At 61.1% G+C, this 13,382-nt stretch carries 12 protein-coding genes; all 12 read left to right on the top strand.

What is annotated here, in order from left to right:
* The first annotated feature begins 31 nt into the window (after positions 1 to 31).
* The 12 genes from A9K71_RS11725 (at position 32) to A9K71_RS11665 (ending at position 13,157) form a co-directional block, all read left to right on the top strand.
* On the top strand, positions 32 to 1,084 hold the full coding sequence (locus A9K71_RS11725; RefSeq protein WP_197504223.1) for an ABC transporter substrate-binding protein: 1,053 nt from the start codon (positions 32 to 34) through the stop codon (positions 1,082 to 1,084).
* Positions 1,084 to 1,857 carry an ATP-binding cassette domain-containing protein gene (locus tag A9K71_RS11720; RefSeq protein WP_066995060.1) on the top strand — a complete coding sequence of 258 codons (774 nt, stop codon included), beginning with the start codon at positions 1,084 to 1,086 and terminating at the stop codon, positions 1,855 to 1,857. Before A9K71_RS11725 ends, A9K71_RS11720 begins: the two co-directional genes overlap by 1 nt.
* Positions 1,854 to 2,609 carry an ABC transporter permease gene (locus tag A9K71_RS11715; protein ID WP_066995057.1) on the top strand — a complete coding sequence of 252 codons (756 nt, stop codon included), beginning with the start codon at positions 1,854 to 1,856 and terminating at the stop codon, positions 2,607 to 2,609. Before A9K71_RS11720 ends, A9K71_RS11715 begins: the two co-directional genes overlap by 4 nt.
* Before the next feature lie 143 nt (positions 2,610 to 2,752).
* The gene (locus A9K71_RS11710) at positions 2,753 to 3,919 is read left to right on the top strand and encodes an ROK family transcriptional regulator (protein WP_066995055.1); all 1,167 of its coding nucleotides are present in this window, start codon (positions 2,753 to 2,755) and stop codon (positions 3,917 to 3,919) included.
* Positions 3,916 to 4,680, top strand: coding sequence for an ATP-binding cassette domain-containing protein (locus A9K71_RS11705; RefSeq protein ID WP_066995052.1), 765 nt, complete (start codon positions 3,916 to 3,918; stop codon positions 4,678 to 4,680). Before A9K71_RS11710 ends, A9K71_RS11705 begins: the two co-directional genes overlap by 4 nt.
* A 40-nt stretch (positions 4,681 to 4,720) precedes the next feature.
* Positions 4,721 to 5,761 carry a sugar ABC transporter substrate-binding protein gene (locus tag A9K71_RS11700; RefSeq protein ID WP_066995049.1) on the top strand — a complete coding sequence of 347 codons (1,041 nt, stop codon included), beginning with the start codon at positions 4,721 to 4,723 and terminating at the stop codon, positions 5,759 to 5,761.
* 97 nt (positions 5,762 to 5,858) lie between these two features.
* A complete protein-coding gene (locus A9K71_RS11695; protein WP_066995046.1) occupies positions 5,859 to 6,854 on the top strand; it encodes an ABC transporter permease in 996 nt (331 codons plus the stop codon).
* Between the two features lie 13 nt (positions 6,855 to 6,867).
* Positions 6,868 to 7,638 (top strand): SDR family oxidoreductase, encoded by a 771-nt coding sequence (locus tag A9K71_RS11690; RefSeq protein ID WP_066995043.1) that lies wholly within the window; start codon positions 6,868 to 6,870, stop codon positions 7,636 to 7,638.
* A gap of 204 nt (positions 7,639 to 7,842) precedes the next feature.
* A complete protein-coding gene (locus A9K71_RS11680; protein ID WP_066995040.1) occupies positions 7,843 to 9,096 on the top strand; it encodes a site-specific integrase in 1,254 nt (417 codons plus the stop codon).
* A 30-nt stretch (positions 9,097 to 9,126) separates the two neighbouring features.
* Positions 9,127 to 10,161, top strand: coding sequence for a hypothetical protein (locus tag A9K71_RS11675; protein WP_066995038.1), 1,035 nt, complete (start codon positions 9,127 to 9,129; stop codon positions 10,159 to 10,161).
* A 332-nt stretch (positions 10,162 to 10,493) separates the two neighbouring features.
* Complete coding sequence (locus tag A9K71_RS11670; RefSeq protein ID WP_156752642.1) at positions 10,494 to 11,354, top strand: hypothetical protein; 861 nt, start codon at positions 10,494 to 10,496, stop codon at positions 11,352 to 11,354.
* 195 nt (positions 11,355 to 11,549) lie between these two features.
* Positions 11,550 to 13,157, top strand: coding sequence for a DUF927 domain-containing protein (locus tag A9K71_RS11665; protein ID WP_066995034.1), 1,608 nt, complete (start codon positions 11,550 to 11,552; stop codon positions 13,155 to 13,157).
* Positions 13,158 to 13,382 lie beyond the last annotated feature (225 nt).

The raw sequence follows: 13,382 nt of genomic DNA, 5'->3' as shown, positions 1-13,382 counted from the left end.
AGAGACAAGAAGTCTGCAACAGGAGCGAAAAATGAGTGGGAACCAAGACTACGAATTGAACCGCCGCGCTTTCGTGAAGGGCGGCCTCGCAGCGGTCGCAGCCGCGTCAGCCGGTATGCAATTGGTGTTGACGCCGGGCGCCAGGGCCGCCGGCAAGGTCGTCATCCAGTATGACTGGCTGATGTCCAATGGCCAGATCGGCGACATCGCGGCCGTCGCCAACGGCTATTTCAAGGATGCCGGGCTCGAGGTGGAGTTCAGCCCTGGCGGGCCCAACGCCTCGACCGTGCCGCCGGTGATCTCCGGCGCCGCGCAGCTCGGCCAGTTCTCGGAAACGCCGCAGCTTTATGCGGCGCGCGCCAGCGGCGTGCCGATCAAAATCATCGCCTGCGGCTTCCGCACCGGCCCCTATGCGCTGACCTCGAAACCGGGAAAGCCAATCCGCAATGTTGCCGACCTCAAGGGCAAGAAGATCGGCATCCAGCCGACCGCGCGCTTCGTCATCGATGAGATCCTGGCCAAGAACGGCATCGACCCGTCGGAAGTCACCATCGTCAATGTCGGCTTCGACAAGGCGCCTCTGGTGCGCGGCGACGTCGACGCCATCGGCGGCTGGATCACCAACACCCAGGCGCTGAGCGTGGTCGGCGAGGACCGCATCGATCTCCTGGTGCGCGACCTCGGCCTCGCTTCCTACGCCGACGTCTATTTCGCGACCGACGCGGCGATCGAGAAGGACCCCGACACACTGGCGAAGTTCGTCGGCGCGGTCGGCAAGGGCTGGGGCTGGGTTCACGCCAACCCCCAGGAAGCGGTGAAGAAGATGGTCGCCGCCTATCCGGAGATGGATCTCGGCTGGGAAGAGAAGACCGTCAACCTGGTGCTGAAACTCTCCTTCGATGGCGCGACCGCCAAGGATGGCTGGGGCACGTTCGACCCTGCCTCCATCGAGGAGCAATTGACGCTGCTCGACAAGGTCGGCCAGTACCCGAACGGACGCCCGGCCGCCAAAGATGTCTACACCACGAAGATCCTGGAGCTTTCGGCCGCCGACCGGCCCAAGCTCGACGCGCCCGCGGCCTGATGCCGAACGCCATCGAAGCGCAGAAGCTCGATGTCGGCTATGGCGGCCGGCAGACGGTCGTCAAAGTGCTGTCCGGCCTCGACCTCACGGTCGCGGCCGGCTCCTTCCTGTCGATCCTCGGCCCGTCGGGCTGCGGCAAGTCGACCTTACTTCGCGTGGTGGCGGACCTGCTCGACCCGTTGGACGGCACGATCAGCGTGCTTGGGGCCACACCGCACGCGGTGCGCTCGCGCCGCGACGTCGGCTTCGTCTTCCAGGATTCCACCCTGCTGCCCTGGCGCACGGTGCGCGACAATGTGCGCCTGCCGCTCGGCGTCGGCCAGCGCAGCCTCACACGCAAGATCGATGACCGCAGCAGCGAACTGCTGGAGCTGATGGGGCTTGGCGGACTCGGTGAACGCCTGCCGCATCAGCTTTCGGGGGGCCAGCGCCAGCGCGTCGCCATCGCCCGCGCCCTGCTTGGCGAGCCCAGGCTGCTTCTGATGGACGAGCCGTTCGGCGCGCTGGACGAGATCACGCGCGATCGCCTCAACGACGAATTGCTGACGCTCTGGCGGCGCACCGGCACAACGATCCTTTTCGTCACCCATTCGATCGCCGAAGCCGCCTATCTCGGAGAGCGCGTCATTGTGCTGGCTGCCAATCCGGGACGGGTGGTGAAGGACCTCGACCTGCGGCCCTTCAAGCAGGAAGGCAACCGCTGCAAGCGCGAGGATGCGGCGATCGTCGGCGCCATGGCCGAGTTGCGTGCAGCGCTGGAGCGCGCATCGTGAGACCGGCGCCGCTTGGCCCGCAAATGGCGATTGCGCTTCCGGTTCTGGGCGCCGCGTCGATCCTGATTGCCTGGCAGTATCTCCTGCCGCTACTCGGCGTGCCGGCCTATATCGTGCCGACGCCGACGGCGATCTTCGGCGTCTTCCAGAAGAATTTCGCCCTGCTCATCGACAATCTCAGACCGACGCTGATCGAGGCGCTGGCGGGCTTCGTCATCGGCAATTTCGCCGCCGTGCTGCTTGCCGTGGTCTTCGTGCACAGCCGCTTCCTGCAGGCCGCCTATTTCCCGATCGTGCTATTCTTCAACACCATTCCGATCCTGGCGCTGTCGCCGATCATCATCCTGATCTTCGGCCTCGGCATGACGCCAAAGATCGTCATCGCCGCGGTGATCTGCTTCTTCCCGACCCTGGTGAACATGATCCGGGGCCTGGATTCGGCGAGCGACAACGAACACGAACTGTTCCGCGTGCTGTCGGCGACACGCTCGGAGATCTTCTGGGCTCTGCGCCTGCCCCGCGCCCTGCCGATGCTATTCTCCTCGCTGCGCATCGCCTCGGCCACTGCGGTGATCGGCGCCATCGTCGGCGAATGGATCGGCTCGGACAAAGGCCTCGGCGCGCTGATCATCCAGGCGACGTTCAACTATCAATCCGACCGGCTCTACGCCGCGATCGTGCTGTCGTCGTCGTTATCGATCGCGCTTTTCTGCATTGTCGTGCTGATCGAGCGTCGCGTCATCAGATACTAGCTTTCCGCACATTGCCCGGGTCGCAAGCGCTGGGGAACCGCAGGGAAACTTGCTCTCCTCGGGAGCCGGGCAAATTATTTTTGAATTCCATTTGACTGAATAAATCTTCTCTGCGAACCTTGAAGCCGTCAGGAGCGCAAGCCATGGCGTTGCGGGGAACCAATCAGGAGTTCGGGCGGCCGTACAACCGGCGCATCGTGCTCGAATCCATCCGCCGCTTCGGTCCGATCGCCCGCGGCGACATCGCGCAGCACGTCGGGCTCACCGTTCAGACGGTTTCGACCATCGTGCGCGAATTGGAGGAACAGGGTTACATACTGTCGGTCCGCGAGGAGCCGAAGGGCCGCGGCCACCCGCCGGCCACGCTGCGCATCAACCCGGAAGGCGGCTATGCGGTCGGCATCCACCTCACCCCGCTGGGGATAGACGCCGCACTCATCAACCTGAGCGGCGACGTGATCGAGAGCGTCCATCGCGAAGCGCCGAGCCCGACACCCGATCTCGCCTTCGAGGCGATCGGCGCCATGGTTGCCGATCTGACCGGGCGCCGCGCCGGAGGACGGGTCATCGGCGTCGGCATGGCGCTTCCCGGCCCGTTCGGCGTCGAGACCATGAGCTTCGTCGGACCGACCACAATGGCGGGCTGGAAAGGCGTGCCGTTGCGCGAGCGCCTTGCCGCCGCGACCGGCCTGCCCGCCTTCTTCGAGACCGATATGGCGGCGGCGGCCATGGGGGAACGCCTCTACGGCCTCGGCCTCCAGCGTTCCGACTACTACTATCTCTACTTCAGCGTCGGGCTTGGCGGCGCCATGGTGCATGACGGCGGCGTGCTGCGCGGGGCCTGGGGCAATGCCGGCGAGATCGGACACATCCCCGTCGTTCCGGAAGGCGAGCTTTGCCCCTGCGGCAACCGGGGCTGCCTCGAACGCTATCTGTCGCTCGAGGCGCGCGGCCGCTGGAACGGCAACGACGCCGGATGGGTGGCCGAAGTCGCTCCGATCTTCCGCAACGCCGTCGCAGTCATCGAGAACCTTTTCGACCCCGAGACGATCGTGCTTGGGGGCCTCGCCTCGCCTCAGTTGCTCGAACGCCTGGCTGCATTGGCGGAGCCGCTGCACAATTCGGTTTCGGCTCGCAAGGATCGCGCCGCGCCGCGCATCCTCGTGGCGCAGGGCGGGCAGCATGCCGTGTTGCGCGGCGCCGCGGCACTTGCCGTTTCCGGCGTGCTTTCGCCGCGCTTCGGCCAGATCTTCACCGCCAAGCGGCAGCGCGAAGGCGACCTTCTGAACGGCGGAGACATCGCGGCATGAGCGAACCCCTGCTGGTCCTTGACAACGTCACCAAGAATTACGGCGCCATCCGGGCGCTGAGGGGCATCAGCTTCTCGATCGCGCGCGGCGAGGTGGTGGCGCTGCTCGGCGACAACGGCGCCGGCAAGTCGACGCTGGTCAAGATCATTGCCGGCGGACTCGAGCCGACCTCGGGCCGCATGCTGTTCGAAGGCAAGGAGTTCCTCGCCAAAACCCCCGCCGAGGCCAAGGCCGCCGGCATCGAGACCGTCTACCAGGACCTCTCGCTCTGCACCAATGTCGACGTTGTGGCCAACTTCTTCATGGGCCGCGAGATCACCCGCAAGGTGCTGGGCGTTCCGGTGCTCGACGAGCGCGCGATGGAGTCAGTAGTGTCGAAGGCGCTGGCCAATGCCGGCACCCGCATTCCCTCGCTGCGCACCAAGGTCGAGCATCTCTCGGGCGGCCAGCGGCAGGCGATCGAGCTCAACCGTTTCGTTCATTGGGGCGGCAAGCTGGTGCTGCTCGACGAACCCTTCGCCGCGCTCGGCGTCGAGCAGACGCGCCGCGGCCTCGACATGATCCGCCAGGTGGCGAGCCAAGGCATTGGCGTCGTCATCATCACTCACATCATGCAGCAGGCCTTCCAGGTCGCCGACCGGATCGTGGTGATCCGCCAAGGCGTCGTGGCGGGCGACGTTGCCCGCAACAAGACAAGTCCCGATGCGGTGATCAACATGATCACCGGGGAAACGCTCGCCGGTGCCGGACCGGCGGGCTGAGGGACAAATGAGGGGTCCGGCGAAAAGAGGAGCGAACGACATGAAGCGAATGCTACTTTCTGTCTTCGGTATCCTGGCCCTGGCCATTGCCACGCTCACGCCGGCATTCGCCCAGTCCAAGGGTACCGTCTACTACCTGGTGCCGACCTTGCTCGACGAATTCCAGACCGGCTCGGTGAGCGCGCTGGAACTGTTCCTGAAACAGGTCGGCTACGAGATGAAGACACTGAACGCCGACAACAAGACCGACGCTCAGCAATCGCAGATGAACGACGTCATCGCACTGAAGCCGAAGGCGATCATCCTCGCCGCGGTCGATTTCAATGCGTTGAAGCCATCCGTTGAAGCCGCCCGCGCGGCCGGCATCCCTGTGGTCGAGTTCGACCGCCAGATCACCGCCACGCCATCCGACTTCACATCGGTCGCCGGCACGGTCGAGATCGGCCACATTGCGGCCGAGCAGGCCGAAGCGCTGCTGAAGGCCAAGCATGGCTCGGTCAAGGGCAAGATCCTGCAGGTGCTCGGTGATCCCGGCGATCCCTACACGCTCGACATCCAGAAGGGTTTCGAGGAGAAGATGAAGGCATTTCCGGACGTCAAGATCATCTCGCTGCCCGCCATGCAGTGGGAGGCGAGCAACGCCGGCACCATTGTTGCCGACCAGATCTTGGCCAATCCCGACATCGACCTGATCTTCAGCCACGCGGCGCATCTTTCGGTCGCGGGCGTTGCCTCGCTGGAGGCTGCCGGTAAGAAGCCGGGCGACGTGATGATGATGAGCTCGAACGGCGCGCCGGTCGGCCTCGACCTGATCCGCAAGGGTTGGCTCAACGTCGAAGTCGAACAGCCGCTCTACGCCCAGGCCGCGGCCGTCGCCATGTTCATGGACAAGGTCGTCAACAAGCAGGAGATCAAGCCCGGCGAGTATGACGTGCTCGGCCTGAAGTCGGTGGTGACCAAGGAAGCCTGGGGCCCGAACATCAAGATCCCGGGCGCGGCGATCACCAAGGAGAATGTCGACAACCCCGCTTTCTGGGGCAACCTGAAGCCGCCGACGGATACCGTCAAGCCCGTCGAGTAGGCCTTTTCCATCGAGCTCCGGGCCTCCCGGCCCGGAGCCTCGCGGGCCCGCCCCGCGGCAGCCGCATATCCAAACTCGACGCTAACCGGATCGGCCGATGAGCCCACGCACCCGCCACAGTCTCGAGCTTGTGCTCGACAATCTCGTCTGGTTCATGCTGGTCTTCGTGCTGGCCGTGTTCTCGACCCTCATTCCGAACTTCTTCCAGCTCGGGATCTTCGCCAACATCGTCGAGGCATCGAGCGTGCTGGGCGTGATGTCGATCGGCCTGGCGCTGGTCATCATTGCCGGTCACATGGACCTGTCGGTTGAATCGGTCGCGGCGCTCAGCGCCATGGCGGTCGGCATCATGTTCTGCTCGTCAGGCATCGGCCTCGGCCTGCAGTTGCATCCGGACTGGCTGATGGTGCCGGTCTCGCTCGCCGTAGCCCTGGCGGTGGGAGCCCTTATCGGCGTCATCAACGGTTTCCTCATCGTCAGACTGCGGATGAGCGCCTTCATCATCACGCTTGCCTCCTATATTTGGGTGCGCGGCCTCGTGCTTGTCGTTTCCGGCGGACGCTCGGCGCAGGATTTGGCGCCGGCCATCCGCTGGTTCGGCATCCAGCGGCTCGCCGGCCTGCCGCTCACCGCCTGGATCGCTGTCGGCTGCTTCGTCGTCTTCTCGCTGATTCTCGCCAAGACGCCGTTCGGCCGGCATCTGGTGATGATCGGCGGCAACGAGACCGCGACCTTCCGTGCCGGCATCCGCGTCAACCGCAACCTGATCATCGCCTTCGTGCTCGCCGGCGCCATCGCCGGCCTCGCCGGCTGGCTGCTCGCCATCCGCACCTCCGGCGCCACCGCCAATCTCGGCGTCGGCCTGCTCTTCAACGCCTTCGCCGCCGTCGTCATTGGCGGCGTCAGCCTGAAAGGCGGCGTCGGCACCCTGCCCGGCGTCTATGCCGGCGTGCTGCTCCTGTCGGCCATCAACACCGCCATCAACCTCATGGCCCTGCCGGCCAACTTCACCCAGGTCATCCACGGCTTGCTGGTGCTGGCGGCCGTGCTTCTCGACGCCTTCAAGCAAACCATTCGCCAAAGGCTCGCATGACAGGACGGCTCGCATGACCGGACGCATCCAAGGCAAGGTGGCGGTGATCGTCGGGGCCGCGCGTGGCATCGGCAAGGGCATAGCCCAGCGCTTCACCGAGGAAGGCGCCAGCCTTGTGCTGGCCGACAGTGAAGCCGAAGCCGGCAGAGCGAGCGCCGACGAACTGGGTGCCGCCTTCATCCGCACCGATATTTCGAAGATGGCCGACGCCGAAGCGGTGGTGGCATTTGCGCTGCAGCGTCACGGCCGCCTCGACATCATCGTCCAGAACGCCGGCATCTATCCCTGGCAATTGATCGAGAACACCAGCCCGGAGGACTGGGACCGGGTCATGGCGGTCAATCTGCGCGGCAGCTTCAACGCCGCCCGGGCAGCGCTTCCACCGATGAAGGCTCAGGGCAGCGGTCGCATGCTCTTCACCTCTTCCATTACCGGCCCGCAAGTGAGCAGCCCCGGCCACGGCCATTATTCGGCAAGCAAGGCCGGCATCAACGGCTTCATCCGCGCGGCGGCGCTGGAGTTTTCCGGCTATGGCATCACCGTCAATGGCGTCGAGCCGGGCAACATCCTGACCGAGGGCATGAAGCTTCACCGCGATGCCGCCTTCATCAAGAGCATGGAGGACGCCGTGCCGCTCGGACGTCTCGGCACGCCGCGCGACGTCGCCAACGCCTTCCTGTTCCTGGCCTCCGACGACGCCAGCTACATCACCGGCACGACGATCGTCGTTGATGGCGGCCAGCTCCTGCCCGAAGGCCAGGATTTCCGCCTGACGCCGCCGTGAGTCTTGATTGTGCCAGGAAACTGGTGGGCGATGACGGGCTCGAACCGCCGACATCTTCGGTGTAAACGAAGAAGGCTGGTATCCTGCAGTGTCCTCCCGCTACCATCTTTTGTTGATTTTGTTCATCTTTTTTCTGCCTAGCTACCTTGTATGTAACCCGCATTCCCTCGATACTAGTTGCTAGTTTGTTGCTAGGAGGGGAGCGTGCCGATCACAAAGACGGATGCGGAGAGGCTGACCCAGAATTCAATCCTCTGGGACACTGGTCGCGGAAGCGTGACCGGTTTCGGTGTCAGGCGGCAACGAAGGCATGCCGTCTTCGTCCTAAAATATTCTGCGGCCGGTCGACAGAGGTGGCATACCATCGGCCGCTTCGGTGCCCTAACCGTCGACGAAGCGAGACTTCAAGCGAAGGTACTCCTCGGCCAGATCGCGGCCGGTGATGCACCACCGCGTCGCGCTCCGCAAAACGAAACGACCACTGTGGTCACCATAGCGGACCTTTGTGATCGCTACATGATCGCGGCAGAGTCCGGGGCCGTTTTGACACGCTTCAATCGGCCTAAGAAGACCTCAACCCTATCGATCGACACGGGTCGCATCGAGCGGCACATAAAGCCTCTTATCGGTTCTGTTGCGGTCGTAGATTTGGACGGGCGCAAGGTCAAAGGTCTCATTCAAGACATCACGCTCGGAAAAACCGCGGTCGATATCAAAACCAAAAAGCGCGGTCGTGCCAGGGTGCAAGGGGGGGCCTCTACGGCGGCTCGGGTAGCGGACCTACTTTCTGGGATAATGTCGTGGGCCGTCGACGAAGAGGTCGTCAAGACCAATCCGGTCCATGGAATCAGGCGCTTTAGAAGCGAAGCGAAGGAGCGCTTCCTCAGAGATAGCGAACTCGCAAGTCTAGGCGCACAGTTGCGGACCGGGACGGATCGATCTGGGGTCCAACTCCATCCGGCAGGAGTCCAAATTATCGAACTTCTTTGCCTGACTGGCTGCCGATCCAGTGAGATTGCAAAACTGAAATGGAGCGAGGTGGATTTCGATCATTCCTGCCTGCGGCTTGAGGATACCAAATCCGGGAGAAGCCTCCGGCCGATCGGTTCAGTAGCCTCCAAGATCCTTGCGTCGTTGCCAAGACAGAAGGACTGTCAGTTTGTGTTCCCAGGAGCGAGAGGAATTTCGCATTTCCAAGGGCTCAACAAGATCGCTCCCAGACTGTTTCGAGCCGCTGGTTTGGACAATGTAAGTTGCCACGTCCTGCGGCACACCTTCGCCTCCGTCGCGTCAGAGTTGGGCTATTCGGACGGCACCATTGCCGGAATCTTGGGACACAAAGGACGAACCGTTACGTCGCGATACGTTCACCGGCCGGATGCGGCTCTCGCTTCAGCCTCAACGGAGGTGTCAGAAGAGATTGCAAGGCGTCTAGCGGTAAATGCTAACGATGGATAACCTTCTCATAGAACGAGGGGGTAAAGTCCGATGACAAACAGCGGTGACGAAGGCGGCTCGACAGCTGAACCGAGCCAGAAAATTCGCCTTGGCATGAAGCGTTTTTGGCAGATTCAAAGGGTCAAGCTCACATCGAAGATGCTGCGGCGGATCCTTAGAGAACCTTGGACGCCTGCACCTGTCGATCAGACGAGCCCATTCAAGTCTGTAACCGAGGGTGCGGTGGTGGACATAGCAGAGTTGCAGTCCGTTCTTTTCGACCCGGATCTTCCTAAAGAGATGGAGCCTATCCCCGGGAGAATGTTCGTCGCTTGGCTAGTAGACCCATCGGACAAAGACCTTCACCTAAGTGCGTTGCGTTCAGCCGTTCGAGCGACCGCAGATAAGCTGGAGGGATCCCACAAGGGATCTAATCGTCGCGCTCATACCGTTGACCAAGCTTACGCGCGTTTAGCTAAGCGCAACCAAACCTTTTACAACGGAATCTATGAGCACGTCGGTGGCGTCGGAAGCGTTTCGATAGCCAACACGTCGGAGCAGATGGCAGCCGAGATTTTGAATGCCGCGACCTGGATCCATGATACCCTGATTATGTACACAGGCCTCCACGTTATCAGGTCCGCAGTCAGCACTGCCTCGGCCCGCGCGCTAAGCGCAATGAAGGCCTATGACATCCCTGACGAGATTGACTGGCGACCTGACCTGGAACCGATTGCGAGGACGCCTCGGAAAAGAAAAACCATCGAAAACGACGTCGCGGATAAAGCGTTCGCACCAGCTTTCGCCTACGCTGCTTACAACACGCTAGATGGCGGCGGGAAGCGTCTCCTCCATCGAATACTCTTTGACCCTGCGAGCCTCTACTCACATTCCGAGTGCGTTCAGCAGGCCTTTCGCAGAGCGAGGTATGTCTACGACAGCCTCACCCCCGTGCCTATGAAGAAGGACGACAATGGCTTGCCCGTGGAGACTGAACCATTTGAGCCCGAGCCCATAAGTGAGGACGCTAAAGCGAAACTGATCAAGCTGTCAGCAAGGAGGGCTGGTCGTCCACTGAAGCAATAATTCCAGGTATTTTTGATTTATCCATAGTAGGCTGATTTTTCGGCATTTTTTGCCGTTTGCCCCTGAAGCATTTTCTGGTCCTCACCAACAACGGAAGGACCCGTAAATGCCTGAAACAACACAACCTTTAGACCCGGAGAACGAGACATTTCTCGACGAGCATGCGCTCGCAAAGAGATGGTCGATCTCGGTCAAGACCCTGAGAAATCGCCGCGTCACCGGCGGCTCTCTACCGTACGTAAAATTGTCTCGTTCGGTCCGCTATCGGCTCTCGGACATTCTGTCATGGGAGGAAGAACACACCCGTCAGAATACGTCGCAGGGAGGTCACAATGGCTAAAGCCAAGCACCCCCTGCGCCGGCGAACCAAATGGCGCCAGTACCGTGACATGGATCACGCGATCGCCGATCATCAACTACGGCTGCGTCGGCTCCGCGGCCTTGGAAAGCTTGCCCCTGACGACGAACTCTTCGAATGCCGAAGGGGTCGTTGCGGGCAACGATCGGAAATCCCTCCACACAGAACGACCTCGCCGAACCCCTTCCCCTGCTCGGCCATATGTCGGGTGGCTCATATCAGATTGGAGCGAAAGGAGGGGCCTAGGATAGCGCAGATCCTGGCCCCTCTCGATCGCCAACCACTGTTCGTGACCGTGGCTAGCCCGACCTACTGGTTGGCCCCCAAAGACCTCCCCCAGTTCAAAGTCAGCGGCATCGTTCAATCGATCAAAAGGGGTCTGAAGAAGGCAGAAGGAGCCTCAGGTCAAGCTATCGTAGCCGTTGGTCGGGTGGACTTCGACCTCGGTTACGGACTGGACGGAAAGGTCATAGTCCGCCCTCATGTCCATCTAGTGGTTGCAGGGTCGGACGAACGAACGCTCAAGACCCACCTCCGACAACGTTACGATCGGGAGGCATTTCGGACGCTAAAGCCGGTCAAAGTTCTTCCGGTCGAAGACAAGGGTGCGCTTCGTTACGCGCTTAAATGCCGGCTAGGCGGTCTGCCTAATCACTGCGACGCACCGCTGAATTTTGCTCTCGATCGGCAACGATTGATCGTCGGTTATGAAGCGTTATTCGACGAATTCCTGCTGAAACACAAAGTCGGCGACCTGCTCATCCTGTTTGGAATTCGGAGAAATAGAAGTCAACTTGACGTCCTGAACGACAAGACGACGAGAATTGAAAAATGACACGCGGGTGCGTTTCTTGGTCATGAATGACTGATCCATACGCCGCGACCGTAAAATACTCAGTCGATCATCTACACAACTGCACCTTCATCACCAAATCGCTCACGACCTTTCGCGCGACCCATTGAGCCGCAGACAGATCGACCTCTCTCCAAATCTGGTGAGGCAGGTGAGGCAAAGCTAAGGAAGATAGTCATGTCATCTCCATCGAAAATCCGCCGATACCGCGATGAGGACGGTAGAGAGTGGGTCTTAATAGCCTTCAAGCGATACGACCACCTCGAAGAGACTGAGTTGCTGCCGAGGCAAAAGGCAATGAACCCCAAGGAGCTCAGGAGTGCTCTGTTAGCTCGTGGTGCGACACAAGACGAAGCCAATCTCGATTTCGCTCGGTTGGAGGCCGAGCTATCGCCAGTGAGCGGAATCTTGGCGAGCCGGACCGGATGGCATAATCGATCCTTTCTAATCAGCGCCGACCGATGCATCGGAGACGACGACGTCCGACTAAACCCAGCGCTGGATCTCGGAGGCTTCCTTGATGTCCCATCCACCGCAGGCACACTCAAAGGTTGGCAAAAGCATGTAGCAACCCCGGCCCTGCGCTCCGATTACACGGCCTTCGCGATCTTACACGCTCTTGCGGCTCCCCTGTTTCGCTTCTCACGCTCGCGACTTCAGGAAGGCGCGCTCTTCCATCTGTGCGCAAGCGGCTCGACCGGAAAGACGACGGCCCTAAAGATGGGAGCTTCGGTATCGGGCCCTCAAGAGAAGCTGCCTGATTGGGATTCCAGGACACGAGCCCTGCAAGAACTCGCAGCCACGCGAAACGGCCTGCAACTGGTTCTGGACGACACTGAGAAAATCAAGGATGCGGCAAAATGGAAGATTCTAGGATCGACTGTCCATCAACTCACTGGTGGCAAGGGAACAACCTATTCTCAGGCGGTACAAGACCGACTACCGAACGTGAAGTTCGATGGATGGGGCTTATCAACCGGGCCCCTTTCCATCGAAAAGGAGTTCGCCCTTGGAGGATATGTCCGCACCGATGGTGACAGAGCTCGGATGATAGACATTCCGGTCCCGGGAAAGACTCTCGGCGGGATATGGTCAACCGCGGGCTACGCCGCAAACAAGGAGCGGGCCAAGGCATCCGAAGACCTTACCAATGCCGCGAAGATTGACTACGGCACGGCGCTGATCAAGTGGGTGGATTACTTGGTGTCAAACCAAGACAAGCTAGAAGCATTGGTAGCGCGGCACATCGACAAATTCGTTGACCACATGTGTTCGGACAATGGTGGGGTGGAGCGACGGATTGCGCAAAAGTTCGGGTTGATTTTTGCTGCCGGGCGATTGGCTATCCGCGCAGGAATCTTGCCGTGGGAATTCTCGGATTGCGACGGCGTGATGACGAGAATCTATAGGTCCTCACAGGAAGGCGCGAAAAGTAAAATCTCTCAGGACGACCCCCCTTCTGCCATCTGGCGGGCTATCCGCGACAAAGGCGCGTATCCAAGTTTCAAAGCCGGCGAAACGATCGAGATAGCCAAATCATGCCCGGGTTTTATCGCCGGTGCGTCGCACAAACGGCGTCTGTTTATGAGTACCGATGCGCTCGCTGAGCTATTCCCCGACAACCTTCCGTCAACCCTCGAGGAGCTGAGGCGCCTCAGGATCGCGCTTAAAGGTGATGGCGGCAAACGGACCCGGCAAATTCGCGTTTACATTGCCGGGCACCGGAAGAAAATTCGGTTCGTCGTCTTCAAACTGAAAGCGTTGAGGACCGCCGCCGGCGTGTGATCGAGGTCGTTGGCTGAACCCGACAGAGGCTCTCGCTTGATTGGGAGCCTCGTCCGTCTGAGCCACGCATGCACCGGTCACTGCCTTCCAAGCTCGCGAAACGTTTTAGTGCCGGCACAGGGTGTGGCACAGGAGAGTGCACCCCACCGTCAAGATTCGGTGACCAGACAATTCGACCGGTGAGATACAACGGATCACCTCGATTATCCCACCGGTCGAGTTGGT

It is taken from the genome of Mesorhizobium sp. WSM3873, assembly GCF_001672445.1.
GTDB lineage: Bacteria > Pseudomonadota > Alphaproteobacteria > Rhizobiales > Rhizobiaceae > Mesorhizobium.
Note: the sequence above shows the minus strand (reverse complement) of the source record. Positions and strands in the feature narration are given on the sequence as shown.